This window comes from Ideonella azotifigens (genome assembly GCF_006519715.1).
Classification (GTDB): domain Bacteria; phylum Pseudomonadota; class Gammaproteobacteria; order Burkholderiales; family Burkholderiaceae_C; genus Ideonella; species Ideonella azotifigens.
Window position 1 is genome coordinate 1 of record NZ_VIDT01000007.1, and the last position, 25772, is coordinate 25772.

At 65.5% G+C, this 25772-nt stretch carries 27 protein-coding genes and 2 pseudogenes; 23 read left to right on the forward strand and 6 right to left on the reverse strand.

Annotated elements, in window-relative coordinates; genetic code table 11:
* Positions 1-173 precede the first annotated feature (173 nt).
* On the forward strand, positions 174-1577 hold the full coding sequence (gene tcuA, locus FKP22_RS01180; protein WP_141284431.1) for an FAD-dependent tricarballylate dehydrogenase TcuA: 1404 nt from the start codon (positions 174-176) through the stop codon (positions 1575-1577).
* Positions 1564-2736 carry a tricarballylate utilization 4Fe-4S protein TcuB gene (tcuB, locus tag FKP22_RS01185; RefSeq protein ID WP_141284381.1) on the forward strand — a complete coding sequence of 391 codons (1173 nt, stop codon included), beginning with the start codon at positions 1564-1566 and terminating at the stop codon, positions 2734-2736. Before tcuA ends, tcuB begins: the two co-directional genes overlap by 14 nt.
* Positions 2737-2888: 152 nt before the next feature.
* On the opposite strand, the gene FKP22_RS01190 is transcribed toward tcuB, so the two are convergent.
* The 3 genes from FKP22_RS01190 to FKP22_RS01200 all read right to left on the reverse strand — a co-directional run bounded on the left by FKP22_RS01190 (position 2889) and on the right by FKP22_RS01200 (position 4929).
* Positions 2889-3590, reverse strand: a complete 702-nt coding sequence (locus FKP22_RS01190; RefSeq protein ID WP_141284383.1) for a LysR substrate-binding domain-containing protein — start codon at positions 3588-3590, stop codon at positions 2889-2891.
* Between the two features lie 142 nt (positions 3591-3732).
* Positions 3733-3936, reverse strand: coding sequence for a hypothetical protein (locus tag FKP22_RS01195; RefSeq protein ID WP_141284385.1), 204 nt, complete (start codon positions 3934-3936; stop codon positions 3733-3735).
* A gap of 96 nt (positions 3937-4032) precedes the next feature.
* Positions 4033-4929 (reverse strand): LysR family transcriptional regulator, encoded by an 897-nt coding sequence (locus FKP22_RS01200; protein WP_141284387.1) that lies wholly within the window; start codon positions 4927-4929, stop codon positions 4033-4035.
* A gap of 245 nt (positions 4930-5174) precedes the next feature.
* Here FKP22_RS01200 and FKP22_RS01205 point away from each other — a divergent pair, with 245 nt between their 5' ends.
* From FKP22_RS01205 to FKP22_RS34460, 9 genes and pseudogenes are all read left to right on the forward strand, one after another.
* Complete coding sequence (locus tag FKP22_RS01205; protein WP_141284389.1) at positions 5175-6233, forward strand: NAD(P)-dependent alcohol dehydrogenase; 1059 nt, start codon at positions 5175-5177, stop codon at positions 6231-6233.
* Between the two features lie 76 nt (positions 6234-6309).
* Positions 6310-6846: a (2Fe-2S)-binding protein gene (locus tag FKP22_RS01210; RefSeq protein ID WP_141284391.1), complete on the forward strand. Its 537-nt coding sequence runs from the start codon at positions 6310-6312 to the stop codon at positions 6844-6846.
* A complete protein-coding gene (locus FKP22_RS01215; protein ID WP_141284393.1) occupies positions 6843-9104 on the forward strand; it encodes a xanthine dehydrogenase family protein molybdopterin-binding subunit in 2262 nt (753 codons plus the stop codon). The genes FKP22_RS01210 and FKP22_RS01215 overlap by 4 nt, the downstream gene beginning before the upstream one ends.
* 12 nt (positions 9105-9116) lie before the next feature.
* Positions 9117-10496 (forward strand): c-type cytochrome, encoded by a 1380-nt coding sequence (locus FKP22_RS01220; protein ID WP_141284395.1) that lies wholly within the window; start codon positions 9117-9119, stop codon positions 10494-10496.
* 175 nt (positions 10497-10671) lie between these two features.
* Positions 10672-10842 (forward strand): hypothetical protein, encoded by a 171-nt coding sequence (locus FKP22_RS33350; RefSeq protein WP_211361264.1) that lies wholly within the window; start codon positions 10672-10674, stop codon positions 10840-10842.
* Positions 10823-11026 (forward strand): cyclophilin-like fold protein, encoded by a 204-nt coding sequence (locus tag FKP22_RS34455; RefSeq protein WP_370538408.1) that lies wholly within the window; start codon positions 10823-10825, stop codon positions 11024-11026. Before FKP22_RS33350 ends, FKP22_RS34455 begins: the two co-directional genes overlap by 20 nt.
* Before the next feature lie 72 nt (positions 11027-11098).
* Positions 11099-11353 (forward strand): annotated as a pseudogene (locus tag FKP22_RS01230) (transposase); the annotation flags it as partial.
* A gap of 91 nt (positions 11354-11444) precedes the next feature.
* Positions 11445-11900 carry a hypothetical protein gene (locus FKP22_RS01235; protein ID WP_231011393.1) on the forward strand — a complete coding sequence of 152 codons (456 nt, stop codon included), beginning with the start codon at positions 11445-11447 and terminating at the stop codon, positions 11898-11900.
* A gap of 227 nt (positions 11901-12127) precedes the next feature.
* Positions 12128-12283, forward strand: coding sequence for an IS66 family insertion sequence element accessory protein TnpB (locus FKP22_RS34460; RefSeq protein ID WP_370538409.1), 156 nt, complete (start codon positions 12128-12130; stop codon positions 12281-12283).
* Between the two features lie 53 nt (positions 12284-12336).
* Here the strand turns inward: FKP22_RS34460 and FKP22_RS01245 are convergent, their stop codons facing one another.
* The 3 genes and pseudogenes from FKP22_RS01245 to FKP22_RS01255 all read right to left on the reverse strand — a co-directional run bounded on the left by FKP22_RS01245 (position 12337) and on the right by FKP22_RS01255 (position 14804).
* Entirely contained in the window at positions 12337-13539 is a 1203-nt protein-coding gene (locus FKP22_RS01245; protein ID WP_141284433.1) for an arabinose transporter, read from the reverse strand.
* A gap of 14 nt (positions 13540-13553) precedes the next feature.
* Positions 13554-13769 (reverse strand): annotated as a pseudogene (locus tag FKP22_RS33630) (oxidoreductase); the annotation flags it as partial.
* A 120-nt stretch (positions 13770-13889) separates the two neighbouring features.
* Positions 13890-14804 carry a LysR family transcriptional regulator gene (locus tag FKP22_RS01255; RefSeq protein WP_141284402.1) on the reverse strand — a complete coding sequence of 305 codons (915 nt, stop codon included), beginning with the start codon at positions 14802-14804 and terminating at the stop codon, positions 13890-13892.
* A 258-nt stretch (positions 14805-15062) separates the two neighbouring features.
* Here FKP22_RS01255 and FKP22_RS01260 point away from each other — a divergent pair, with 258 nt between their 5' ends.
* From FKP22_RS01260 to FKP22_RS01315, 12 genes are all read left to right on the forward strand, one after another.
* The gene (locus tag FKP22_RS01260) at positions 15063-15230 is read left to right on the forward strand and encodes a hypothetical protein (RefSeq protein ID WP_310733297.1); all 168 of its coding nucleotides are present in this window, start codon (positions 15063-15065) and stop codon (positions 15228-15230) included.
* Positions 15231-15256: 26 nt separating this feature from the next.
* On the forward strand, positions 15257-15802 hold the full coding sequence (locus FKP22_RS33635) for a cyclophilin-like fold protein (RefSeq protein WP_231011390.1): 546 nt from the start codon (positions 15257-15259) through the stop codon (positions 15800-15802).
* A 26-nt stretch (positions 15803-15828) separates the two neighbouring features.
* Positions 15829-16557, forward strand: a complete 729-nt coding sequence (locus FKP22_RS01270; protein ID WP_211361265.1) for a dihydrofolate reductase family protein — start codon at positions 15829-15831, stop codon at positions 16555-16557.
* Between the two features lie 87 nt (positions 16558-16644).
* Complete coding sequence (locus tag FKP22_RS01275) at positions 16645-17286, forward strand: NAD(P)H-binding protein (RefSeq protein ID WP_141284406.1); 642 nt, start codon at positions 16645-16647, stop codon at positions 17284-17286.
* A gap of 69 nt (positions 17287-17355) precedes the next feature.
* Positions 17356-18474: an alpha/beta hydrolase gene (locus tag FKP22_RS01280; RefSeq protein WP_141284408.1), complete on the forward strand. Its 1119-nt coding sequence runs from the start codon at positions 17356-17358 to the stop codon at positions 18472-18474.
* A 148-nt stretch (positions 18475-18622) separates the two neighbouring features.
* Positions 18623-19366 carry an SDR family oxidoreductase gene (locus tag FKP22_RS01285; RefSeq protein ID WP_141284410.1) on the forward strand — a complete coding sequence of 248 codons (744 nt, stop codon included), beginning with the start codon at positions 18623-18625 and terminating at the stop codon, positions 19364-19366.
* 10 nt (positions 19367-19376) lie between these two features.
* Positions 19377-20516 carry an SMP-30/gluconolactonase/LRE family protein gene (locus tag FKP22_RS01290; RefSeq protein ID WP_211361266.1) on the forward strand — a complete coding sequence of 380 codons (1140 nt, stop codon included), beginning with the start codon at positions 19377-19379 and terminating at the stop codon, positions 20514-20516.
* Positions 20517-20700: 184 nt separating this feature from the next.
* Positions 20701-21450: a Rossmann-fold NAD(P)-binding domain-containing protein gene (locus FKP22_RS01295; protein WP_231011389.1), complete on the forward strand. Its 750-nt coding sequence runs from the start codon at positions 20701-20703 to the stop codon at positions 21448-21450.
* 12 nt (positions 21451-21462) lie between these two features.
* Positions 21463-22680 (forward strand): PQQ-dependent sugar dehydrogenase, encoded by a 1218-nt coding sequence (locus FKP22_RS01300; RefSeq protein WP_141284414.1) that lies wholly within the window; start codon positions 21463-21465, stop codon positions 22678-22680.
* Positions 22681-22682: 2 nt separating this feature from the next.
* Complete coding sequence (locus FKP22_RS01305) at positions 22683-23846, forward strand: MBL fold metallo-hydrolase (protein WP_141284417.1); 1164 nt, start codon at positions 22683-22685, stop codon at positions 23844-23846.
* 111 nt (positions 23847-23957) lie between these two features.
* Positions 23958-24779, forward strand: a complete 822-nt coding sequence (locus tag FKP22_RS01310; RefSeq protein ID WP_141284419.1) for a 2Fe-2S iron-sulfur cluster-binding protein — start codon at positions 23958-23960, stop codon at positions 24777-24779.
* Positions 24766-25758: an FAD binding domain-containing protein gene (locus FKP22_RS01315; RefSeq protein WP_141284421.1), complete on the forward strand. Its 993-nt coding sequence runs from the start codon at positions 24766-24768 to the stop codon at positions 25756-25758. Before FKP22_RS01310 ends, FKP22_RS01315 begins: the two co-directional genes overlap by 14 nt.
* The last annotated feature ends 14 nt before the right edge of the window (positions 25759-25772 follow it).

Sequence of the window (25772 nt, forward strand, 5' to 3'; positions counted from 1 at the left end):
CTGTCGCCCGCGGCGCTGGCCACCCGCATCGTCCTGCGCGACGTGGCGGCGGCGACAATCTCGGCGGGCCTCTGGCCCGGCGCCACCCTTCACGCTTCGTGAAGACCCATTGCCACCGCTCCCTCTAGCCGTGCCTCGGCGCCCTTCCTAGACTGCCGCTCATGACTGAAGCCATGTTCGACGTGTTGGTGATCGGGGGCGGCAATGCGGCTCTGTGCGCAGCGCTGATGGCGCGCGAGGCCGGCGCCTCGGTGCTGCTGCTCGAGGCCTCTCCGCGCGAATGGCGCGGCGGCAATTCGCAGCACACCCGCAACCTGCGCTGCATGCACGACGCACCGCAGGACGTGCTGGCCGACGCCTACCCGGAGGAGGAGTACTGGCAGGACCTGCTCAAGGTGACCGGCGGCGCCACCGACGAGGCACTGGCTCGCCTGGTGATTCGGGCCTCGTCCACCTGCCGGCCCTGGATGCGGCAGCACGGCGTGCGCTTCCAGCCGTCCTTGTCCGGTGCGCTGCACACGGCGCGCACCAACGCCTTTTTCATGGGCGGCGGCAAGGCGCTTGTCAACGCCTACTACCGCAGCGCGGAACGGCTGGGCGTGGAAGTGCGCTACGACACGCCGGTCGATCGCCTCGAGCTGCGTGACGGCAGATTCTCGGCAGCGTACTCGGGCACCCGGCGCTTCAGCGCGCGCAGCTGCGTGCTCGCCGCCGGCGGCTTCGAATCCAACCGCGAATGGCTTCGCGAAGCCTGGGGCATGAACGAGCGCGGCGAACACCCGGCCGACAACTTCCTGATCCGCGGCACCCGCTTCAACACCGGCACCCTGCTGCGCTTCATGATCGATGCCGGTGCCGACACCATCGGTGACGCGACGCAAGCGCACATGGTCGCCATCGACGCCCGTGCGCCGCTCTACGACGGCGGCATCTGCACCCGCATCGACTGCGTCTCGCTCGGGTTGGTGGTGAACCGCGACGCCGAACGCTTCTACGACGAGGGCGAGGACTTCTGGCCCAAGCGCTATGCCATCTGGGGCCGGCTGGTCGCGCAGCAGCCGGGCCAGGTCGCGTTCTCGATCATCGATGCCAAGGCACAGGGTCGATTCATGCCGCCGGTGTTCCCCGGCACCCGGGCCCAGACCCTGCCCGAACTTGCACAGGCGCTCGGGCTCGACGTGGCCGCCTTCATGCAGACGCTCGACGCCTACAACGCGGCCTGCCAGCCCGGGACCTTCGACCACACCGCGCTGGACGACTGCCACACCGTGGGCCTCGCGCCCCCCAAAACCCACTGGGCCCGGCGCATCGACACCCCGCCCTACCACGCCTATGCCTTGCGCCCCGGCGTGACCTTCACCTACCTCGGCTTGAAGGTCGACGAAACCGCCGCGGTGCGTTTCGGCGGCCGCGCCAGTCCCAACCTCTTCGTCGCCGGCGAGATGATGGCCGGCAATGTCCTGGGCAAGGGCTACACCGCCGGCGTCGGCATGAGCATCGGCACGGCCTTCGGCCGCATCGCCGGCACCCGCGCTGCGCAGTCAGCCCTTCAGGAGAACGTCCGTGCAGCAGCTTGAAACCTTGGTGCGCGAGGCCTCCGAGCTCGCCAACGGCCACCGCGTCATTCCGCTGCAGGTCCTCACCGACAACGAGACCGAGGTCGCGCGCGTCCTGCAGATCTGCAATGCCTGCCGCTATTGCGAGGGCTTCTGCGGCGTGTTCCCGGCGATGACGCGGCGGCTGGAATTCGGCAAGAACGACGTCAACTTCCTGGCCAACCTGTGCCACAACTGCGGTGCCTGCCTGCATGCCTGCCAATACGCGCCGCCACACGAGTTCGGCGTCAACGTTCCGCAGGCCATGACGAAGGTCCGGCTGGACACGTACTCCCAGTACGCCTGGCCACCCGCCCTGGGAGGGCTCTATCGGCGCAACGGCCTGACGCTGTCGCTGGCGATGACCGCGGGGCTGGCCTTGTTCCTGATGCTCACCGTGGCCTCGACCGGCAGCCTGTGGGGCGCCGTGGACAGCAACTTCTACGGCATCTTCCCGCACAACACGCTCGTCGGCCTGTTCGCACCGATCTTCCTGTTCGCGGTGCTGGCCCTCGGCATGGGCGTTCGGAAGTTCTGGCACGAGGAGTCGCCCGGGCCGACATCGGCGCCTGCGATCACGGAGTCGGTCCGCAATGCGCTGACGCTCAAGTACCTGGACGGCGGCCATGGCGACGGCTGCAACAACGAGGACGACCGCTTCACCCTCCTACGGCGGCGCTTCCATCACCTGACCTTCTACGGCTTCATGCTCTGCTTCGCCGCCACCAGCGTGGCCACGCTCTACCACTATGCGCTGAACATGCCGGCCCCCTACGGCTACACCAGCCTGCCCAAGCTGCTTGGCATCACCGGTGGGCTTGCTCTGGTGGCGGGCACCGCGGGGCTGTTCTACCTGAACCTGCGGCGCCATCCGCTGCAACAGGACGCGGCGCAGAAGCCGATGGACCGTGGCTTCATCGCGCTGCTGTTCGTCACCGGCGCGAGCGGCTTGGCGCTGATGCTTGCCAAAGGCACGGGCGCCCTGCCGCTGGCGCTGTGTATTCATCTGGGATCGGTGATGGCGCTGTTTGCCACCATGCCCTACGGCAAGTTCGCGCACGGCATTTTCCGTGCTGCCGCATTGCTCAAGTGGTCGATCGAGCGCCGCCAGCCGAGCAGGCTTCAGTTGGGCGACGACTGACCCCTGCAGCCGATAGCCGGTGTCGACCAATGCAATGTGTGACGCCAACGTCCCACCGGATGGCAGGACAGTACAGTGACCGGCGAGCAGTACCTGCCGAGCCCCGGCCGTGAAACTCCACGGCAGCTCACGGCAGTCGAAAAGCCGCGGCCTCAGAGCGATGTCAGCGGCTCGCGCAATGCCTCAATGACCACCGTCAGTGCACGCGTCGGGTTTCGCCGCCTCGAATAGCAGGCATGCAGCCCAGGGAACAACGGGCACCACTCCTGCATGACGGAGACGAGACGCCCGGCCTCGACGTGGCGCCGCGCCAGGTCGGCCGTGACGAAGACGAGGGCGTGGCCGGACAGGGCGGCCTGGAGCATCGGATAGACGCTCGTGAAAACCGTCTGGCCGGTGACTTTCGCCTCGGTCTTGCGGCCCTTGTGCTCGAGCGCCCAGCCGCAGATGCCGCCGCCGCTTGTCGGGCGCAGTGTGATGCAGTTGTGTCGCAGCAGATCCTGCGACGTGCACGGCACGCCGCGCACTGCGAGGTATCCCGGAGAAGCGACGATGACCATGGGTTGTTCAGCGGTCATGCGGACGGCGATCATGTCCCTCTCGACCTGGTTACCCCAGCGAACGCCAATGTCATAGCGATCTGCGTCGATGTCGACCATGCGGTAGTCAGCGCTGATCTCGATCTTGAGTTCGGGATACCTTTGAAGCAGTGGATCCAGGCGTGGCCACATGACGGAATTCAGCACATGGTCAATCGCTGTGATGCGGATCGTGCCGCCGACCTTGGAGCGTCGATCCGTTGTAGGAGCGGGCAGTGTATTGGGGCGGTTCTGGGCTTTGATTGATTTCTCAATCCAAGGCCACCGCCAGGCCGCCGGAGGCTCCCCCGCCCGCGACGTGTGCGCATCAACCCGTCAGAGCGGGCACTCGCCGGAATAGCGCCTGGCGTGCCTCGTTGAGTTCCTCGGCGGCCTGCAAGTCGCTCAACGCCGTGGCCTACTCGCGCAGGTGTGCCAGCGTCATGCCCTCACGCAGGCCCTGGGTCGCCTCGGGCAAGCTGGCCAGCTTGTCCAGCGGCGTCATCGCGTCCTGGGGCCTGTAGACCCGCTTGATGCGCCCCGGCTTTTTCGGGTCGGGTTTACCGGTCGAGAACAGGCATGGCCGGTGGAAGTTCAGGAACGAGTAGGCGCTGGACGGCAAGGCCGTGATCTGGATGGAGCGGGAGGCGGACGCGCAGTACCAGGTCGGCCCGCCCGCCGCGGCCGCCGATCCGCTGCCCCCTTGAGCCTCGCGCCCTCAGGCAGATTCCGGCTCCCGCAGGCCCTCGATCACCGCGGCCAGCGCGCGTGTCGGGTGGCGGCGGCTGGTGTAGTACGCATGCAGGCCGGGAAAAGACGGGCACCACTCGGCCATCACCTGCTTCAAACGGCCGGCCTGGAGGTGGGGCTGCACCATGTCGGCCGTCAGGAAGGCCAGCCCATGCCCCGACAAGGCCGCCTTCAGCATCGGGAACACACTGGTGAAGATGGTCTGCCCCGTCACCTTCGCTTCGGTGGGGCGGCCTTCGTGCGCCAGCTCCCAGGCATAGAGGCCCCCGCTGCTGGCCAGCCGCAGCGTGATGCAGTTGTGGCGCAGCAGGTCCTGCGGCGTGCGCGGCAGGCCACGCTCGGCCAGGTAGCCGGGCGAGCCGACGATGGCCATCGGCTGGTCGGCCGTCATGCGCACGGCGATCATGTCCTTCTCGACCTGGTCTCCCCAGCGGATGCCGATGTCGTAGCGCTCGGCCACGATGTCGATCATGCGGTACTCGCTGTCGATCTCGATATTGAGGTCCGGGTAGCGGTGCAACAGCCCTTCGAGCCTCGGCCACACCACGGAATCGACCACATGGTCGATGGCGGTGATGCGGATGGTGCCCGCCACCTTCTCGCCAAGCTCGCTCACGGAGGCCAGTGCGGCTTCGATCTCCGCCAGCCGTGGCGCGATGGAGCGCATGAGCCGCTCGCCGGCCTCGGTCATGCCGACGCTGCGCGTGGTGCGCGTCAGCAATCGCACCCCCAGCCGGGCTTCCAGAGCCCGCACGGAGTGGCTGAGCGCGGACTGCGACACCCCCCGCTTCGCGGCGGCGCGGGTGAAGCTGCGTTCGCTCGCCACGGCGAGGAAGTTGGTGATGTCATTAATGTGATCCAGCATGGTAGGCGAGGTTCTGGCTTGTCATTGGCCTGCCCGAATGGTGGCATGCGCATTCATGAATCACAACTCATAGGCGCATGCCGTTTGGCATGCGCCTGCGAGCTACCTTATGCCTAGCATTGGGACATGTTGGGACATCCATCGTCCCCGCTCCCTGCCTGTGTCGGTGCCCCGGATGGCAGGCGACGCAAAAGGGGTAGCTGACAGTCAGACAACATCGCCCGAATCCAGCCCTGGAAGACTTGATGACCACCGCACTCGCCTACGCAGCCCCATCCGCCTCTGAACCGCTCTCGCCTTTCCGGCTGGAGCGGCGTACGCCTGAGGCACGCGACGTGCAAATCGACATTCTCTACTGTGGCGTCTGCCACTCCGACCTGCACACCGCGCGCAACGAGTGGAAGAACACGATGTACCCCTCGGTGCCGGGCCACGAGATCGTCGGCCGCGTCAGCGCGGCCGGCACCGACGTCACCAAATTCAAGCTCGGTGACTTGGTCGGTGTGGGCTGCATCATCGACAGCTGCCGCCACTGCGAACCTTGTGGCGAAGGCCTGGAGCAACTGTGTGACAACGGCTTCACCGGCACCTACAACGGCCCGGTCTTCGGTGGCGAGAACACCTTCGGCGGCTACTCCAGTCGCATCGTGGTGGACGAGCGCTACGTGCTTCGCATCGCCCATGACGAGAAGCAGCTGGCCAGCGTGGCGCCGCTGCTGTGCGCCGGCATCACCACCTATTCGCCGCTGCGCACCTGGGGCGTCGAGAAAGGCCAGAAGGTGGGGGTTGTGGGCCTGGGGGGCCTGGGCCACATGGCGGTGAAGATTGCAGCTGCCATGGGCGCCCATGTGGTGCTATTCACCACCTCGGCTGGTAAGGTCGAGGATGCCAAGCGCATGGGCGCCGCCGAAGTGGTGATCTCCAAGGACGCCGCGGCCATGGCGGCGCATGCCAGTTCGTTTGACTTCATCGTCAACACCGTGGCCGCCCAGCACGACCTGAACCCTTTCATCACCCTGCTCAAGCGCGACTGCACCATGACCCTGGTCGGCGCGCCCGAGCACCCCCACCCCGGCCCCGACGTGTTCGGCCTGATCTTCAAGCGCCGTCGCTTGGCAGGTTCCCTGATCGGCGGCATCCGCGAGACCCAGGAGATGCTGGACTTCTGCGCCCAGCACGGCATCGTCTCCGACATCGAGACCATCGCCATCCAGGACATCAACACCGCCTACGAACGCATGCTCAAGAGCGATGTGAAGTACCGCTTTGTGGTGGACATGGCCACCTTGTCCGAGCAGGCCTGAAGGCCGCTCCGTTCAGTCAGGCCGACTCCGCCCCGCCCAGTGCGCGGGGCTGCCCCAAACCAACAGATGAAGCAGCATGCAACTCCAGATCAACGGTAAGACGCATGAGGTCGATGCAGAGGCGGACACGCCTTTGCTGTGGGTGATCCGGGACGACCTCGGTCTGACCGGCACGAAGTACGGCTGTGGGCTGGCGCAATGCGGCGCATGTTCGGTGCTGATCGACGGCGTGGTGACGCGCTCCTGCGTGATGCCGGCCTCGGCCGTCGTCGGCCGGCAGATCACCACCATCGAGGCCATCGAGCAGGATGCGGTGGGCCAGCGGGTGGTGCAGGCCTGGGTGGTGCATCAGGTGCCCCAGTGTGGCTACTGCCAGTCCGGCCAGGTCATGGCCACCACGTCTCTGTTGAAGCAAAACCCGCGTCCCACGGACGCGGAAATCGACACCGCCATGGTCAACCTCTGCCGATGTGGCACCTACAACGCCATTCGCGATGCGGTGCATGACCTGGCAGGGCGGGCGGGCGCCGCAGTGGCGGGAGAGTTGCTATCAGGCCATTCGGTGGCGCGTACGGCCGGGACCGGCGGCGCTGCGGACGAGGTGCAGTCATGAGCACGCCATTTTTTCCAAACGCCGCGGCGGAAGATGCCTTCCCGACCGGTGAGCCGACCAATGTCTCGCGTCGGGGTTTCCTGCTCCGCTCGGCGGGTACGGCGAGTGGTGCGTTCGTGCTGGGCTTCGGTTTGCCAATGGGCAGTGCACGTGCCCAGGCTGCGGCGACACCCGCGATGCGCGGCACGAAAGTGCCGGCGTTCCTGGAGATCCGGCCGGACAACTCGGTTCGCCTGCAAAGCCCGTTCATCGAAGGTGGGCAGGGCACCTTCACCGCCATGGCGCAGATCGTCGGCGAGGAACTGGACGCCGATCCCGCTAGCTTCATCGTGGAAAATGCACCACCCGGACAGGAGTTCGCTGTGCTGGACAACGGCATGCGCATCACCGGCGGCAGCATGTCGGTGCGCCTTGGCTATCCGACCATGCGGCGCCTGGGCGCGCTCGCGCGGGCCATGCTGCTGCAAGCAGCGTCGCAGCGCCTGCGCGTGCCGGTCGCACAGCTCAGCACCGAGCCGGGCCGGGTGGTGCACGCGGCTTCCGGCCGCTCGCTCGCCTACGGGCAGCTCGCCACGCAGGCCATGGACCTGCCGGTGCCCGACCCCGCCAGCGTGAAGCTCAAGGAGCGTTCGCAATTCCGCTGGATCGGCCAGCCCGTCAAGCGGCTGGACGCGCACGAGAAGTCCACCGGCAAGGTGCTCTACACCATCGACATGAAACTGGACGGCATGCTGCATGCCGCCGTTCAGCACGCGCCCCGGCTGGGCATGACGGTGGGTAGTGTGCGCAACCAGGCGCAGGTCGAGGCCATGAAGGGCGTGCACTCGGTGCACCGCCTGCCGGGCGCGATGGCGGTCGTCGCTGAACGCTGGTGGCACGCCAAGCGGGCAGCCGAGGCCCTGCAGGTGGACTGGCGCGAAGCCGGGCCCGAGGCCACCCAGCGCGTGATGCCGGCCGATTTCTCGACCGCGGCCTTCCAGCAGCGGCTCGCGGCCGCGACCGGTGCGGGCGACGAGGCCGAGGTGGCCGGCGACATCGCCTCCGGCTTCAAGGGCGCGAAGACCGTGGTGACTGCCACCTATGCCAGCCAGTACGTCAAGCACGCGCAGCTGGAACCACCCTCGGCGCTGGCGCGTTTCAACCCCGATGGCACACTGGAGGTTTGGCTGCCCAACCAGGCCCCGGACATGTTCCGCGCCGACATGGCCAAGAAAACCGGACTGCCTGCCGACAAGATCACGCTGCATTCGCCGGTGCTGGGCGGCTTCTTCGGCCGCCATTTCCTCTACGAGGCAGCCAGCCCGTATCCGCAGGCCATCCAGCTGGCGAAGGCTACCGGGCGTCCGATCAAGCTGATTTGGAGCCGCGAGGAGGAGTTCCTGCGCGACACCGTGCGGCCCATGGCCGTTGTGCGCTTTCGCGCCGGGCTCGATCAGGACGGCCTGCCGGTCGCACTGGAGGCCATCAGTGCCACCGAAGGTCCGACCGAAGGTCTCAGTGGCAAGCGCGCCGAGAAACCGGACCCAACCGCCGTGGAAGGCCTGGCAGGCAAGGCCTACGCCATCGCGAACCGGCGCGTGGCGCGGCTCTACGTGCAGACGCCCATGATGCTAGGCTACTGGCGCTCGGTCGGCAATTCGATGAACGACTTCTTCTACGAAGCCTTCCTCGATGAGCTGGCAGACAAGGGCGGGCATGACCCGTACGAGCTGCGGCTGCTCCTGCTGAAGGACAACGCACGGTTGACCCGCCTGCTGAAGGCGGCCGCCGAGCTGTCCGGCGGCTGGAAGCGCGGCCCCTTCACCGCGGCGGACGGTACGCGCCGGGCCCGTGGCGTGGCCATGGCCTCGCCCTTCGGCAGCCATGCTGCGGCCATTGCGGAAGTCTCGATCAAGCAGGGACGGGTGCGGGTGCACGACATCTGGGAAGCCATCGACCCCGGCAGCATCGTCAACCCGGCCATCGTTGAAGCCCAGGTCAAGGGTGCCGTGGCGCTGGGGGTGTCGCAGGTGCTGTTGGAGGAGAGCGTCTACGAGCACGGTATGCCCCGGGCGAGGAACTACGACCTCTATCCCATCCTGCCGCCCGACCTCATGCCGCGGGTGCACGTCCGGGTTGTCGAGAGCGGCGAAAAGATGGGCGGAATCGGCGAGCCGCCGTTGCCCGCCGTGCCGCCGGCTGTGGCGAATGCCGTCGCCCGGCTGACGGGCAAACCTGTCCGCAGCATGCCGCTGTCGCGCCACACCTTCGAGGCCTGAGCCGTACGATCGATGAGCAAGCTCCGTTTCAAGAAGATGCTGGTCCGGCTGCTGCTGGTCGCACTGGTGCTGGCCGCCGGCATGGCTTGGTTGGCCCGTCGCACGCCGCCTTCGCCTTTCGACGCCGAGGCCGCAGGGGATCCACGCACTGCGGCTCCTTCGGCAGAGCTGATCCGCCGCGGCGAATACCTGGCCCGCCTGAGCGATTGCGTGGCCTGCCACAGCACGCCGCAGAGCAAGCCCTTTGCCGGCGGACTGAAGATGGCCACACCCATGGGAGCCATCTTCGCAACCAACATCACGCCGGACCAGGCTACCGGCATCGGTCGCTATTCGCTGGCCGACTTCGACCGCGCGGTGCGCCTGGGCGTGGCGGCCGATGGGCACCGGTTGTATCCGGCCATGCCCTATCCGTCGTATGCCAAGCTGGGCGATGATGACTTGCGGGCCCTCTACGCCTTCTTCATGCACGGCGTGAGCCCCGTCCCGCAGCCGAACCAGGCCAGCGAGATCCCATGGCCGCTGAACATGCGCTGGCCGTTGGCGCTATGGAACACAGTCTTCACCGAATCCGGCAGCTACCAGCCCAAGGCACCGGCCAAGGCCGGTGTGAACGCCGATCTCTGGAACCGCGGCGCCTACATCGTGCAAGGTCCGGGCCATTGCGGCAGCTGCCACACGCCGCGCGGCCTGGCGATGAACGAGCAGGCGCTGAGCGAGAGCAGCCCGCTGTTCCTTTCGGGCGCGTTGCTGGACGGCTGGTATGCGCCCAGCTTGCGCGGCGACGGTGCCACCGGGCTCGGTCGCTGGCGTGAGGACGAGGTGGTGCAGTTCCTAAAGGTCGGCCGCAACGCGCATGCCGTGGTGTTCGGCTCCATGGCCGATGCCTTCAATAACTCCACCCAGTTCATGACCGACGACGACCTGCGGGCCATCGCGTACTACCTGAAGTCCCTGCCGGGCGATGCCGGCACCACTGCCACGGCCCTCAGCGAGCGCCCGGCATCTTCCGACTCCGCGGCGAATGCCAGCGCTGTGAAGACCTTCGCCGCGAAATGTGCGGCCTGCCATGGTGCCAGCGGCGCTGGCCAGGCACCATGGATCCCGCCGCTGGCCGGTGCCACCTCCTCCGTGGTGCCGCTGGCCAGAGCGTCCGCCATCAACGTGACGTTGAATGGTTCGGCTCGCGTCGTGGCCGCCGGCGTGCCGGACGCGTACCGCATGCCGGCTTTCCGCGACCAGCTCTCGGACCAAGAGATTGCCGACGTGCTGTCCTACGTGCGCGGCGCGTGGGGCAACCAGGGCGGGGCCGTGAAACAGGAAGACGTGAAGACCTTGCGCGAAGAGACCAACCCGGCCCGCAGCGACGTGATCGTGCTGCAGATGCGCTGAGCGAGCCGGCCATGCCTGTCCGGTTCGTCCCACCACGCCCTTCCACCCCGTCCCGCACCGCGATCCCGCTCGCAGCCAAGGCCTCACCCGGCGCGGCATGGCGGTCGCGGCGCTGGGGTGGGTCCCCCTGGCCCTGGTCGCATCGGCCCGGGCCGCAGGACCCCATGAATCCACCATGAAGATCCGCATCCACCGCAGCGAGATCCACCTCGACGTCCTCCTGGAGGCCAGCGACGTGGCCACCGAACTCTTGTCGCTGCTGCCATTGGACGCTGCAGCTGGAGGACTACCAGGCCACAGAGAAGGTCGCCTACCTGCCGGGCAAGCTGGCGGCGGCGGCCGGTAAGCCCGGCTTCACCCCTGCGCCTGGAGACCTGGCCTATTACGCGCCCTGGGGCAACCTGGCGTTCTTCTACCGGGGGGCGCCCCACGCCAGCGGGCTGGTGCGCCTGGGCCGGCTGCTGGGTGACGTGAAGGCCCTCCAGGTCCTGCCGTCCGGCACCGTGCGCGTCGAGCGCGTCGCCGATTAAGGCAACGCTGAATAAGGTCGAATCTGCCGCGGGGTTTGCATGTACCAAGTCAGCACAGACGGGCAGGTGAAGATGAAGCAGCAGACCCTCGCGATGGCGGCCGATCAAGGCCAAGGATTCGAGCAATACCGCAAGCCGACGAGGCGCGACACCTTCCTGGCGACCATGGAAGAAATCGTGCCCTGAATTGCGTTGTGCGAGGTGATCGAGCCTCACTATCCCAAGGCTGGCAACGGCCGCCCGCCGGTCGGGCTGGAGCGCATGCTGAGGATGTACTTCGTGCAGCACTGGTTCAACCTGGCAGACGAAGCCTGCGAGGAGGCGCTGCTGTCACAGGTCGATCAGCTCAAGATCAAATCCGACGCTTCACCAGCGAATAGACGCGGCTCCTGACCAGCGTTCACACCAGCTGAACACGTTGATCGAGCGCATGCTGGCCGACCCGCGGCGCATCATCGCCGTGCGCGTGAACATGCACCTGGGCCAGACGGTGCGCTTTGTGGACTGGCGCGACGGCAGCCTGCGAGAGGGCAAGGTGCTGGCCATGCGGGACACGCAGGTCACGCTGCAGGACCTGACCGAGCGGCGCGAGTGGAAGCTGCCCTATGCGGCCATCGAGCCGCCGGCGCCCAATGCCACCGCAAGAGCGCAGGCGCAAATGCGGGAACAAGAGCTCGCACCGCCACCGGCTGCACCCAAGCCAACGCGCAACGACTTCCGTTGCGGCGAGAAGGTGGCGTTCGAGGACAAGTACCTGCAAACCGTCATCGGCACCATCGTGCGCATCAACGACCGCACGGCCTCCATCGACCCGGGTGACGGCACCAAGTGGCGCGTCGGCTTCGCACTGCTGCGCCACGTGCTCGACGTCTGACTTTGCCGGACCCGGCCGGTCAATAAGGTGCTGGGGCCGCGCTTACCGTGCACTGCAATTCGTGCCCGTGTCGCTGGCACAGACCCCGCTTTCCTCAACACCGGCCGACATCGAGCTGCGGCGCAGCGCCACGGCCCTGAAGATCAGTTGGCCGACCGCGCGGCCAGCGCAGACTACGCGGTCTGGATGCGTGAGCTGCTGCGGTGATTCGTATTGACCCGCTGTGGATGGCGGTCGGGCCGGTAGACATGCGTGCTGGCGCGGATCGGCTGGTAGCCATCGTGGTGCAGGTATTTGGCATGCGCAGACGCACCACAGGCTACCTGTTTGCGAATGCGCGGGCCACCCGCGCGGCGCGTTGCACGTTCCGCTGGACGTACTAGCCGAACATGCCGGCTGATGCAAATGCAAATGCCTCGCGCCTTTGCACACCAGCTCATTTTTTACGCGTCAGGCTGGCAGTGCCCCCACGGGCCGGATGGGCCCCCAGCCACGCAGCGATCGGCACTGCGCAAAGCGCGAGCAGCGCGGCAATGAGAAAAATCTGCGCCACTCCGATCACATTGGCGAGAAGCCCCAGGAGAGGCGCGAACAAGCCAAGCGCCAAGTCGATGAAGGCCGTATAGACACCCATTGCGAGACCTCGCGCCTCGGTCGGCGCGCGGGAGACAGCCTCCATACCGAGGCCCGGATACACCAGTGCGTAGCCGAATCCCGCCATGGCAGATCCAGCAAAAGCAAGCCACGCGTAGGGGGAAAGCCAGATAAGAGCAAGCCCCGCGCTGTGGATCACGATAAAGATCATCGCAGTGCGTGAGCCGCCGAGGCGATCAGGCAATGGACCGAAGAAGACTCGCGCCACCACCAAGGCGATCGCGAATGCGGTGAAAGACAGCCAGGCCGGCTGCCATCCATTCTGGACGAACAGCAGCACGGCGAACGCCGTAGTGATGCCGTAGCCCACGCTCGAAAATGCCATCGCCAGCCCAGGTATCCAAACCGCCTTGAGCACCTGTCTGGCTGTCCCTCGGCTTTGCGTTGCAGGCCGGGTCGCCGGAACGAAGACGACCAGCAGCCATGTCGCCACGGCGCCAAGAAGTGTCGCCCACCCAATAGAAGCGAAACCAAGTCTCGAATACAGAAAGCTCCCAAGAGGCGCACCCAGGGCCAAGGCGACGAACATCGCTGTGCCGATCCACGCGATCATCTTGCCTACCTGACCCGGACCCGCGAGAGCAAGGCACCAGCTCTGCGCACCGATCATGATGAAGCTCTCAGCGCCCCCCAAGAGCACGCGGCCTGCCAGCAGGATCGCGATCGACCACGCGGGATCGCCAGTAGTCATCGTCGATGCGAGGTAGAGCAAGCCGGCGAGCGCCGCCATCACAGCCCCAGCCACCACGGCAAACTTGGACCCCAGCCGATCTGATACCGTCCCGGACCGCAGTCGGCAAAGCAGCGCCGCAGCGAACTGCGCGCCCGCGACAAGGCCGACAGCGAATACGCTGAAGCCCAGGTCTCCATGGATGTGTAGCGGCAGAGCTGGCAATGCCGCGCCCGTGACGAGAAACACGGCGAACACACAGCCCATCAAAGATGGCAGCGTGCCATGGATCGACGAATTCGAGGCCTTGGGCATGATTTTTGGCATTGCGTTTCAACCTCGACAGCGAAGCGAGTGCAATTCGCAATGCTGCCTTCGTATTCGTCGCTGCGCGCGTTGGCGCGGGGTGCAAGGAATTGATGAATCAGGTAGGCGTTCGCACCGTGGATCTCGACGCCATCCGGGCCGGCCTCGACGGCACACCGGGCTGCATGACGAAATGCCTGCACGATCTGCGGCACCTCTTGGGTGGTCCGAGCCCGGGGGCACAGGTCATTGGCTTCCTTTGATTTCCTGGTCTCTCTAAGGTGCGGCGCCGTTCGTGGCAGACCCCTGTGCCATCCCTCTTTGGGCCGGACAGCGATACCTGTCTCGGGCGGAATCGGCTATCGCTTCTTGGTGATTGACGGCGCAGTCCACCGCAGCGCATCAAGAACCAGCGAGAACGCATGCGAGGGCTGCTTGCGACTCGGGTAGTACAGGTAGTAGCCAGGGAATGGGGCACACCAGTCCTCCAGAACGCGCACCAGCCGACCGTTCTCAAGGTGCGGCGCAAACTCTTCTTCGGGCAAAAACGCGATGCCCAGGCTTGCGACTGCCGCGTCCACCATGCTAGGCGAGGTATTGAAGATGAGTTGCCCATCCACTCGCACGTTCAACTTCTGGCTGCGGCGCTCGAAGTCCCAAACGTAAATACCTCCCGCAGTCTGCATGCGCATGTTGATGCAGTTGTGCTTCACCAGGTTGCGAGGGTTCTTGGGCTTGGGATTTTTCGCGAAATACGCCGGCGACGCCGCAGCGGCCATGCGCAACTGCGGGCCGAGCGCCACCGCGATCATGTCCTTGTCGATGGTGTCGCCAAGACGCACACCGGCATCGAAGCGGTCCGCCACGATGTCCCTGAAGCCGTAGTTGATGTCGAACTCAACCTTGATTTCAGGGAACTCAAGCAGCAAAGGGGTCAGCTTGGGAAGCAGCGTGGTCCGCAGGACGTGCTCGCCGCAGGTGATCCGAACCGTGCCGGCCGGCTTGTCCCGCATTTCCGTCAGCTCGTCCAGTTCGGCATGGATCTCGTCGAATCGGTGGCCGATGGCGTTGAGCAGTCGCTCGCCGGCGGCGGTGGGCGACACGCTGCGCGTGGTGCGCGTGAGCAGACGGATGTCCAGGCGCGTCTCCAGGCCGCTGATGGCCTGGCTGAGCGCCGATTGAGTGACACCCAGCAGCGAGGCTGCGCGCGTGAAACTGCCTTCGCGCGCTACCGTCACGAAGTACTGGAGATCGTTGAGGTTACGTTTGACCACGGTGCAAAGTCTCGCACGGCTTTCTGATTAGTTAATCTTATATCCTCTTTAAGTATTCATTAGCTAGTCAATTTGACTTTGCTGCGCCAACATCCTGGCATGAAAAGAGGTATTGCCGATTTGCACGCCATGGTTGCGGCGCCAAGCGCCGGTCGTGCTCGTCGACTACACGTTCGGGCTGGCGGCATGCGGTGGCGGCTCACCCAGGCCCATGCCTCGGATGGCGATTCGTCTGTACCTTCACAGGAGTTCCGCCGGATGGTGGCTGTGATCCAGTTGCCCATCGCGCTGGGCGCGAGCGTCGGCGGTCAGCTGTTCGACGCAACCGGCTACCGGAGCACCTTCGTGGCGAGTACGGCCGTGCTGCTGCCCGCTGCCTCCCTGGCTTTCACGACCCCGCGCGCGCAAGCCCGGCAAGCGGCCTGAATCGCCACCTCCAACCAGGAGACCCCATGACCATGAACCTCGATGTCCTTCACAAAGACCGCAGTCGGACGGTCAGTGAACACCTGCCTGGGCATGGCTTGTCGGCCATGCGCACCCTGGGCCTCTTGTGCGGTCTGCTCATGCTGACTGGATGCGACGCCGCCCAGCCCGGCGCATCGGGCACGCATACCGCCGCTGCCACGGCCACTGTCCAACCGGAGGAACCCCGCATGCAGATGACCGTCGGCGAACGCCACTTCACCATCACCCTGGCCGACACCGAAGCAGCTCGCGAGCTTGCCGCGATGCTGCCACTGTCGATCAACATGGCCGACCTCAACGGCAACGAGAAGCATGGGGAGTTGTTGAAGTCGCTGCCAACGAATGCAAGCCGACCCGGCACGATCCGCAGCGGCGACCTCATGCTGTACGGATCGAGGACGCTGGTCGTCTTTTACCTGACCTTCAGCTCCTCCTATTCCTACACGCGCCTCGGCCGCGTGGACGATCCCTCCGGCCTGGCCCAGGCGCTCGGCAGCGGCGGCACACGAATCGAGTTCTCCAAGGAATAGAGGACGAACCGATGTTGGCAACCACCTTGAACAAGCCCTACGTCGTGATCCATACGCTGACGACGCTGGACGGACGAATCCACAACATTGCACTGCCCGAGTTCGATTCGGCAGCGCTCCTGTACGAGCAACTGGCACTGCATGCCGAGCAGCAGGTGCTGAACATTCGGGGCTACCTGAATGGCCGCGTTTCGACCGACGACAACTTTACCCGCTACCGCAAGCCCGACCTGAACGAATCTGCGGCCCTGGTTCCCGAAGGCGACTTCGTGGCAGAGGCGAATGCGCCCATGTACTACGTGGCGCTGGACCCTGCCGGCCGCTTGGGGTGGGAGGAGAACCACGTCGATTATGGCGGTGTCCGGTCGCACGTGGTTTCGGTACTGACCGAGCGGGCCGGCAACGCCTACAAGGACTTGCTGAGGCGGCTGGGTATCTCCTACGTCATCGCCGGCAACGACCAGCCGGACAACGCCCTGGCCCTGCATAAGCTGGTGACGCTGTTCGGCATGGAGCGCGTGATGATCGGCGGCGGCGGCGTGCTGAACTGGTCATATGTGCAGGACGGCCTGGTCGATGAACTGAGCCTCCTGCTGTGTCCCGTCTCCGACGCATCGCCCGCTGCTCCGGGTCTGTTCACGGCCCGGGCGCCGTTTTCTCAAGTCAAGCCTCGCTCGTTCACGCTGATCGACGTGAAGGCGCTAAAAAACAGCACCCTGTGGCTGCGCTACCGGGTGCACAGCCAGCCATCCTGATCCAAAGAACCCAAGTCCGCGAAGCTCAATTCTCATCCGGGTGAGCGAGCGAGCGAACGCAACGAATGCAAACAGGCCAACTCAACCATGAAGAACGTGATTCTGATCGGCGCCAACGGAAGCACGTCGCAGGAAATCATCCCCCGTCTGCTGGAACAGGCGGACGTGAAGCTGACCCTCTTCTTGCGCCGCGCAAGCCGCCTGCAGCACATGCAGAGCGGTCGGGTGAATGTCGTGGAGGGCGATTCGTCTTCCCTCGCAGACCTGATGCGCGCGATCCGTGGGCAGGAGATTGTCGTCAGCACCATGGGTGGCATGGACCTGGGCGCCAAGACCGCGAACATCGTGCAGGCCATGAGAGAAGTTGGCGCGCGCCACATCGTCGTCATCAGTGCCGGTGGCATCTACGGTGAACTGCCTCCAGCCTTCAATGCCTGGGACAAGAGCATGGTCGGCCAGTACCGCCCGATCAACTTTAAGACGGCAGAGATTGCCGAGCAATCAGGGCTGGCCTACACCGTCCTGCGCCCGGTCTGGCTGACCAACAAGCCAACGGAAGCGTTCCAGTTGACCCGGAAGGGCGAGACCTACAAGGGCACGGAAACCTCACGCGCGAGCATCGGCCGCTTCGTGGCCGAACTTGTGAAGAACCCCCAGCAGTACGCCAACCTCAACCTGGGCATCAGCCAGCCCGACACCGACGGCGGCAGACCGGAAGCGTACCGCTGACCCTCACTCGTGAGGGCAAAAGGAACCGACCTGCCGGCCAGATCCATCAATCACGTAATAGAGAACGTCATGAACGAAGCTACCCTGAACATCGAGAACCTCAAACGGAGGACAGCCCTCAAGGGCGTGGTCCAAGGCTCGATCCTTGCCGGCTTGTCAGTGGCCCTCGGTGGCCAGACGGCGCTGGCGCAAACTTCATCGGCCATGATCGAGTCGGGCGGCCTGCGGCTGACGCGTGAATGGGACAAGCTCTTCCCAAAGAGCGATAAGGTAGATCACCAAAAGGTCACCTTCAAGAACCGCTACGGCATCACCCTCGCGGCTGACCTGTATCTGCCGAAGAACCGCGCGACCCAGCGCTTGGCGGCGATCGTCGTCGGCGGTCCGTTTGGCGCGGTCAAGGAACAGTCCTCGGGTCTGTACGCGCAGATCATGGCCGAGCGCGGCTTCGTGGCACTGGCCTTCGATGGCTCCTACACCGGGGAAAGCGGCGGCGAGCCGCGCAACGTCGCCTCGCCGGACATCAACACCGAGGATTTCATGGCGGCGGTGGACTTCATCGGCCTACAGCCCTACGTCGATCGCGAGCGCATCGGCGTTATCGGCATCTGCGGCTGGGGCGGCATGGCATTGAACGCCGTGGCCGCCGACAAGCGCGTCAGGGCTGTCGTCGCCAGCACCATGTACGACATGACCCGCGTCATGTCCAAGGGCTACAACGACGTCGTGACCCCTGCGCAGCGCACGCAGACGCTGGAGCAGCTGAGCCGGCAGCGCTGGGAGGACGCCGCGAATGGGAAACCGGCCTACCAGCCGCCTTACAACAAGGACGTCAAGCCCGGCGACGCACAGTTCATGGTCGATTACCACGACTACTACATGACGCCGCGCGGCTACCACCCGCGCGCGGTCAACTCCGGCAACGCCTGGACGGTCACCACGCCGCTGTCGTTCATGAACATGCCGATCCTGACCTACATCAAGGAGATCTCGCCGCGTCCGATCCTGTTCGTGCACGGCGAGAAGGCCCATTCGCTCTATTTCGCCCAGACCGCCTATGCGGCCGCCGCAGAGCCCAAAGAGCTGGTGATCATCCCGGGCGCCAGCCACATTGATCTGTACGACCGCGTGGACAAGATTCCCTTCGACAAGATCACCGACTTCTTCGGCAAGCACCTCAAGGGCTGATCCAACCGATCAAGGATCGCTCACATGGCCCGTTCGGGCTCGACCTTCGTCAACGGCCAGGCCCTGGCCGTTGACGGCGGATTCACTGTGTACTGGTGGTCACGCCGGCATGCGTTGCCGGCACATAGAAGGAAAGCGGAAGAACATCATGATCAAAGACAAAGTCGTCATCATCACCGGCGCCTCTTCCGGCATCGGCGAGGCCACGGCCAAACTGCTCGCGAGCAAAGGCGCCAAGGTCGTACTCGGCGCGCGGCGCGCAGCCAACCTGCAGCGAATCACCGACGAGATCCAGGCGCATGGCGGCCAGGCGATGTACCAGGAACTGGACGTCACCCGACAGTCCGAGAACGATGCCATCGTCAAGTTGGCCAAGGACAGGTTCGGCCGCGTGGACGCCATTTTTCTCAATGCCGGCCTGATGCCCAACTCGCCGCTGTCCGCGCTCAAAACCGACGAGTGGCATCAGATGGTCGATGTCAACGTCAAGGGCGTGCTCAATGGCGTGGCCGCCGTACTGCCCGAATTCCTGGCGCAGAAGTCCGGGCACGTGATTGCCACCTCGTCGGTGGCGGGGCTCAAGGCCTATCCGGGTGGTGCCGTCTATGGCGGCACCAAATGGTTCCTGCGCGACTTCATGGAAGTCCTGCGCATGGAGTCCGCCATGGAGGGCTCCAACATCCGCACCGCGACGATCTACCCGGCTGCAATCAATACCGAGCTGCTGTCGACCTTCAGCGACAAAGCGTCGCTCGACCAGATGCAAAGCATCTACGACAAGTTCGGCATTTCCCCGGATCGGATCGCCAACGTCGTGGCCTTCGCGATCGACCAGCCCGACGACACGACGATCAATGAGTTCACGGTCGGCCCCTCGAACCAACCTTGGTAGGGCCCGTGCCATGACGACGGCATCTTTCCGCGAAGCGATGCGCGAGAGCGGCGACCGGCCGGATGCCAAGGTACGCGCGGCCTTTGTCGTCATCGGCTTGGGCCACGTGTCGGCAGCCTCGGCGCAGCGCAGGTTCGCTGAACCGGCCTTCGACATGCATACGCGCAGTGTGGTGCCGATCCCGGCATCTGAGCGCGCATTGCAGACAGCCGTGGCTGAACCCTGGTTCAAGGTGTCCAACGAGGGGTTGCTCCTCGAAGGGGCGATCTTCGACCGCAGCTGCAATCTGCTTTTCTGCGACGTGAGCGAGCGACGCGTTCTGCGCCTGACCCCGGATCAGCAGTTGTCCACCGTCGTCACGCTGGACACGCTGTCGCCGGGCGGGCTGGCTTTCAATCCGAACGGGCGCCCGTTCATCGCGGCTCTGGGCATTCCGAACCGACGCGGCGCGATTTATTCGGCGAATCCGGGCGGCTCGGGCCTGCAGATCATCGTGCCGCCCGTGGCCGGGTACATGCCCAATGACCTGGTGTTCGACGCGCGCGGCGACTTCTACTTCACCTATTTCAAGAGCACCGCGACCGAATCCAGGGGCGGTGTGTACTACGCCGCGCAGGACTGGCGACCATCGAACCCGTGCTGCCCAACTTGGCAATGGCCAATGGCCTGGCGCTCTGCCCCGACGGCAAGACGCTGTGGGCGACCGAGTTCGGCCGCAACCTGCTGCACCGGATCGAACTGGCCGACGCGACCACCATCGCGCCGATCAGCTCGACCATCGCCTACGACTTCGTCGGCCCGGCCCCAGACTCTGATGCGTGCAGATGCCGACGACAACGTGTGCGCGGCGATCTACGGGCAGGGCCACTTGCTGGCCCTCAACCGCAACGGCATTCCCATCGGTCAGGTGCTGCTGCCCGGACACGATGGCGGCCACAACCTGACCCGCACCAGCCTGGCAGAAACGACCTCTACGTCGTCACCAGTGACATGGGCAAAGGGCAAGGGGCAAGGGGCAAGGGGCAAGGGGCAAGGGGCAAGGGGCAAGGGGCGATGGTGTTCCACGCCAAGGCGTTCAGCAAGGGGCTGCCGCCCGCTTCATCCCGAAAACGGTATGCCGCCGCTGGCCATCCGGCGCCTAACGGCCTGATCGGGGGATCATGCCTGTGGAGCGTCAAATATTTTTCACCTCAGGCGCCGGACTTGGTTCGACATTGATTGCTGGCTCACCCCTTGACCCTGCGACATCCAGGGCACACACACCGGCGGATTCCGGAAAGGAGACTTCCACGCCCAACGCACAACGAGGCAGCAAGTCAGGCGTCAAGGCCCGCGTGTTCGTTACCGGCTCGGCCGATGGACTGGGCTGGGCCAGGGCCACGCAGTCGTCGTGCACGTGCGCTCGCAGGCGCATGTCGGCCGTAAAGGAACTCGTGGACCAGGACGCCGTCGCCACGGTCGGTGATTTGTCCGATCTTGCGCAGATTCTTGATCTTGCCCGCCAGGTCAATGCGAGCGGCGCAATGGATGCCGTCGTCCACAACGTGGGCATCCCCAATGGCGCCCAACTGCTGGTTGTCAACGTCGTCGCACCGTACCTGCTCACGTCCCTCATCCAGCGCCCCAAGCGCCTGATCTACCTGAGCAGCAGCATGCACCGGGGCGGACGCGCTAGCCTGGCCGGCATGGACTGGACCGGCCGCACATCCACCGGCTGCTACTCGGACAGCAAGTTGTTCGTGACCACTCTGGCAGCGGCCGTCGCACGGCTGTGGCCCGAGGTGTACAGCAACGCCGTCGATCCGGGCTGGGTGCCGACCAACATGGGTGGCCCGAGCACGCCCGACGACCCGAGACTGGGCCACCTGACCCAGGAATGGCTTGCGACCAGCGACGATCCCGAGGTATTGAACAGCGGCAGCTATTGGCACCACCAACGGCGCCAGGAGCCGCACCCCGCCGTCAACGACACCCGGTTCCAGGACCTGCTGCTGGCGGAACTGGCGCGCGCCACCGGTACCAGGCTGGCGGGCTCGTGCCCCCGGCCGATCAGCGATTCCCCAAGAGGCAATGTCAGAACCTGATGAGAGGTGCCCATGAAGAAGCAAGCTCGACGTTCCGCCCTGACCGGGCATCTTGTTGCTGCCATCTCGCTGCTGGCCTTTGCCGCAGGAGCTGCGCAGGCGCAGGACTTCAACGCCCGCGCGCCGAATGCGAAGGACCAGCGCCCCGCCTTTGAAGGCCAGACCCGTGCGCCGATCCTCGATGCGGACGTCCGGCTGAACTCGCAGGTCGTCGCCGACGGTCTGGTGCATCCCTGGGGCATGGCCCAGTTAGCCGACGGCCGTTGGCTTGTGACCGAGCGCCCGGGCCGGCTGCGGCTGATCACCGCCGACGGCAAGGTGTCCGAGCCGATCACCGGCCTCCCCGCTGTGGACGCCCGGGGCCAGGGCGGACTGCTCGACGTGGTGGTCCGTGACGACTTCGCGCGGACACGCCGTCTGTGGTGGAGCTATGCCGAGCCGCGTGACGGCGGCGCCAACGCGACCGCTGTGGCAACGGGTGTGCTGTCCAGGGACGATCACAGGATCACGGACGTCCGGGTGATCTTCCGGCAGAACCCGGCCAGGAACTCCACGGCCCACTTCGGTTCGCGGCTGGTCTTCGACCGCGCCGGCATGCTGTTCGTGACGACCGGGGATCGCTATGAGGCGCGCGCGCTGGCGCAGGATCCCGGCACGCACATCGGTAAGGTGCTGCGCATAGATCCGCAAGGCGGTGCTGCCGCAGGCAATCCGTCGATTCCGGGCGGCCAGCCCGAAGTCTGGTCTTACGGGCATCGCAATGTGCAGTCGGCCGCGCTAGCGCCGGACGGCAAGCTCTGGACGGTGGAGCATGGGGCGCTTGGCGGTGACGAATTGAACCAGCCGCAAGCTAGGCGGAACTACGGCTGGCCAGTCATCACCTACGGCCTCGACTACAGCGGCCGCGCCATCGGCGACAGGCTGACGGCACGCAGGGACATGGAGCAGCCGATCTACTACTGGGACCCAGTGATCGCGCCCAGCGGCATGGCGTTCTACCAAGGCACGCTGTTTCCCGGATGGCACGGCGATCTGCTGATCGGCGGCCTGGCCGGCCAAGCGCTGGTGCGGCTGACCCTGAACGGCGGGCGCGTCACGGGCGAGGCCCGCTACCTGCAAGGCCAGGGCCGCATCCGGGATGTCGATGTCGCCCGGGACGGCGCGGTCATGGTGCTGACCGATGCCCCGAACGGCGCCCTGATTCGCGTGACACCCGCACAAGGTACATAAGCATGAAAGAACTCTGGTCCCGCGTCATCAAGGCGGGTGTCGGCGTCGCCGTCCTGGGCGTCGTCGGTGTCTTCGCCTATTTTCAGCAACCGGTGTTCGGGGAACTTCCCAGCGGCGAACGGTTGACACGCATCGAACACTCGCCCAACCTTGCCGATGGCATGTTCCGAAACCAGATCGACACGCCCATGAAGACGACAGATCAGTCCGAACTGTCGATGTGGAAGGAGACTCTCCTTGGGAAGAAGGGCCAGCCCCGTCCGCCGGGCGCCATTCCCGCCATCAAGACCAACCTCAAGGCGCTCAATCCTGCGCAGGACCTGGTGGTCTGGCTGGGCCACTCCTCTTATTTTGTGCAACTGGATGGACAGCGCTTCCTGATCGATCCGGTCTTCAGCACCAATGCCGCGCCCCTACCGGCGGCAAACCGAGCGTTCGAGGGCACCAGCATCTACGCGGCCGACGACATGCCCGAGATCGATGCGCTGCTGATCAGCCACGACCACTATGACCATCTGGACTACCCATCCATCCTGGCCCTCAAGTCCAAGGTCAAGAAGGTGATCGTCGGGCTGGGCGTGGGGGCGCATTTCGAGGCTTGGGGCTACGACCTGGCCACCGTGCGCGAGGCCGACTGGAACGAGGTGATCGCGCTGACCCCGCAGGTGCAGATCCACATCGCGCCGGCCCGGCATTTCTCCGGGCGCACCCTGACCCGCGACCAGTCGCTGTGGGTCGGATTCGCTCTGGTGTCTCCCGAGCGCCGCCTCTTTTTCAGCGGTGACTCGGGCTACGGGCCGCATTTCGCTCAAATCGGCCAGCAGCTCGGCCCTTTCGATTGGGTGGCGCTAGACGCTGGTCAGTACGACCCCCGCTGGGCGAGCGTCCACATGAACCCGGAGCAGGCCGCGCAGGCAGCCGAGGACCTGCGCACGCGCGTGCTGATGCCGGGGCATGTGGGCCGCTTTTCCATCGCGCCCCACGACTGGGACGATCCCTTCAAACGCATCGCGGCTGCCAGCAAGGGACGCGGCTATGCGCTGTGGACGCCAGAGATCGGCCAGCCCGTCCATCTGGACGGCGGCGCACAGTCGTTCGCGCCATGGTGGGAGCACAACGCCGCCGATGCGCAGTCCCACCGTGCCACTGGCGCCAAGGAGAAGTAAGGCGCGCACCTGCAATCGACACGACACGCACGCGCCCGCGATCCCATCCCGCGCAAGTTTTGTCCCGGCCAAACCGCCAACGCCATTTAGCCCGAAGGAAAGGAACCCACGATGAAACATCCCATCGAGACCGACCCACCGGTTGAGCTCAGCGCCGATGAAGCGGCGCTTCTGAGCGAAATGCCCGATCTGGACGGTGTCGGCCAGTCGCGCCGCACCTTCATGATGAGCTCCGCCGCGGGCGGCGTCGGCCTGTTCGCGGCAAACCTGCTGGCCCAAGAGGCCGCGTTGGCGCAGATGCCGCTTGCCGAAGGCGCCGCAACGGCGTTGATCAAAGCGCAGAACGTCGTCAACGTGACCTTCCAGGTCAACGGCGTGCAGAAGACCCTGGAAATTGATTCTCGCGTGGTGCTGCTCGACGCTTTGCGCGAACGCCTGGCAATGACCGGATCGAAAAAAGGCTGCGACCAAGGCCAGTGTGGCGCTTGCACGGTGCTGGTGGACGGCGAGCGCGTCCTGTCCTGCCTCACGCTGGCAGCAACGCTCGAAGGGCGAGAAGTCACCACGATCGAGGGGCTGGCCCAGGGCAATCAATTGCACCCGGTGCAAGCCGCCTTCATCAAGCACGACGGCTTTCAGTGTGGTTACTGTACGCCGGGCCAGATCTGCTCGGCCGTCGGCATGCTGGGCGAAGCACGCCGCGGAGATGTCAGCCATGTCACGGCCGACGTCAGCAAGACCACGACACGCCTCACCGACGAGGAAATCAAGGAGCGCATGAGCGGCAACATCTGTCGCTGCGGCGCCTACCCCGGCATCGTTGCCGCGGTGCAGGAGGTGCACTCGGGACGCCAGACCGCCCAGACCTGGCAATTCGCCACCGAGACGCAACTGGCGTCCGTTCGCAAGGAGGATGGCCATGAGACCGTTTGAGTACGTACGGGCGGCCGATGCCGCATCGGCCGCAGCCGCAGTCGCGAGCGTGCCTGGCGCGAAGTTCCTCGCGGGCGGCTCCAATCTCGTCGACCTGATGAAGGAAGACGTGGAGCGGCCCACCCGTGTGGTGGACATCCGCCAGTTGCCGCTGCGGCAGATCCAGCGTACCCGCGCGGGCCTGTCCTTGGGTGCGCTGGCGACCAACACCGAGACCGCCAACCATCCGGTGATCCGCGAGAACTATCCGCTGCTGACCCAGGCCATCGTCGCGGGTGCCTCGGGGCAGTTGCGCAACATGGCCACCAACGGCGGCAACCTCCTGCAGCGTACTCGGTGCAACTACTTCTACGACACCGCAACGCCGTGCAACAAGCGCGAGCCCGGCACCGGCTGCGGTGCGCGCGAGGGACTGAACAAGATCCACGCCGTCCTCGGCTGGAGCGAGGCCTGTGTGGCAACCTATCCGGGCGACATGGCCAACGCGCTGTATGCGCTTGACGCCAACGTGCGTGTGCATACGACGGACGGGCGCGAGCGGCTGATCCCGATTGCCGATTTCCATCGCCTGCCGGGCGACACCCCGCAGCGGGACAACAACCTCGAACATGGCGAATTGATCCTCGCCATCGAACTGCCGGTCTCGGCAGCAGAGTTCGCACGCAACTCCCACTACCTCAAAGTGCGCGATCGAACCTCCTACGCCTTTGCGATGGTCTCTGTCGCCGCCGCGCTGCAACTCGACGGCGGCACCATCCGCCAGGCGCGTGTGGTGCTGGGCAGCGTCGCCCACAAACCCTGGCGCAGCGCCGAGGCTGAGGCCGAGCTGGTCGGTCGCCGAGCCACCGAAGACACGTTCCGCCAGGCTGCCGCAGCCGCGCTGCGCGATGCCCGCCCGCTGGCCCACAACGCCTACAAGGTGGAACTGGGACAACGATCCGTTGTGCGTGCGCTGATGCGCGCCGCGAAACTGGCTTGAGCACAAGGAGAACT

Excerpts from the sequence above, each read along its gene's own strand:
- FKP22_RS01280 (WP_141284408.1), top strand. The coding sequence starts at position 17,356 with ATGAACGAAGCTACCCTGAACATCGAGAACCTCAAACGGAGGACAGCC.
- FKP22_RS01290 (WP_211361266.1), top strand. The coding sequence starts at position 19,377 with ATGACGACGGCATCTTTCCGCGAAGCGATGCGCGAGAGCGGCGACCGG.
- FKP22_RS01215 (WP_141284393.1), top strand. The coding sequence starts at position 6,843 with ATGAGCACGCCATTTTTTCCAAACGCCGCGGCGGAAGATGCCTTCCCG.
- FKP22_RS01310 (WP_141284419.1), top strand. The coding sequence starts at position 23,958 with ATGAAACATCCCATCGAGACCGACCCACCGGTTGAGCTCAGCGCCGAT.
- FKP22_RS01210 (WP_141284391.1), top strand. The coding sequence starts at position 6,310 with ATGCAACTCCAGATCAACGGTAAGACGCATGAGGTCGATGCAGAGGCG.
- FKP22_RS01245 (WP_141284433.1), bottom strand. The coding sequence starts at position 13,539 with ATGCCCAAGGCCTCGAATTCGTCGATCCATGGCACGCTGCCATCTTTG.
- FKP22_RS34460 (WP_370538409.1), top strand. The coding sequence starts at position 12,128 with ATGGCGGTCGGGCCGGTAGACATGCGTGCTGGCGCGGATCGGCTGGTA.
- FKP22_RS01200 (WP_141284387.1), bottom strand. The coding sequence starts at position 4,929 with ATGCTGGATCACATTAATGACATCACCAACTTCCTCGCCGTGGCGAGC.
- FKP22_RS33635 (WP_231011390.1), top strand. The coding sequence starts at position 15,257 with ATGACCATGAACCTCGATGTCCTTCACAAAGACCGCAGTCGGACGGTC.
- FKP22_RS01205 (WP_141284389.1), top strand. The coding sequence starts at position 5,175 with ATGACCACCGCACTCGCCTACGCAGCCCCATCCGCCTCTGAACCGCTC.
- FKP22_RS01300 (WP_141284414.1), top strand. The coding sequence starts at position 21,463 with ATGAAGAAGCAAGCTCGACGTTCCGCCCTGACCGGGCATCTTGTTGCT.
- tcuA (WP_141284431.1), top strand. The coding sequence starts at position 174 with ATGTTCGACGTGTTGGTGATCGGGGGCGGCAATGCGGCTCTGTGCGCA.
- FKP22_RS01260 (WP_310733297.1), top strand. The coding sequence starts at position 15,063 with ATGGTGGCTGTGATCCAGTTGCCCATCGCGCTGGGCGCGAGCGTCGGC.
- FKP22_RS01275 (WP_141284406.1), top strand. The coding sequence starts at position 16,645 with ATGAAGAACGTGATTCTGATCGGCGCCAACGGAAGCACGTCGCAGGAA.
- FKP22_RS01305 (WP_141284417.1), top strand. The coding sequence starts at position 22,683 with ATGAAAGAACTCTGGTCCCGCGTCATCAAGGCGGGTGTCGGCGTCGCC.
- FKP22_RS01315 (WP_141284421.1), top strand. The coding sequence starts at position 24,766 with ATGAGACCGTTTGAGTACGTACGGGCGGCCGATGCCGCATCGGCCGCA.
- FKP22_RS01220 (WP_141284395.1), top strand. The coding sequence starts at position 9,117 with ATGAGCAAGCTCCGTTTCAAGAAGATGCTGGTCCGGCTGCTGCTGGTC.
- FKP22_RS01285 (WP_141284410.1), top strand. The coding sequence starts at position 18,623 with ATGATCAAAGACAAAGTCGTCATCATCACCGGCGCCTCTTCCGGCATC.
- FKP22_RS33350 (WP_211361264.1), top strand. The coding sequence starts at position 10,672 with ATGAAGATCCGCATCCACCGCAGCGAGATCCACCTCGACGTCCTCCTG.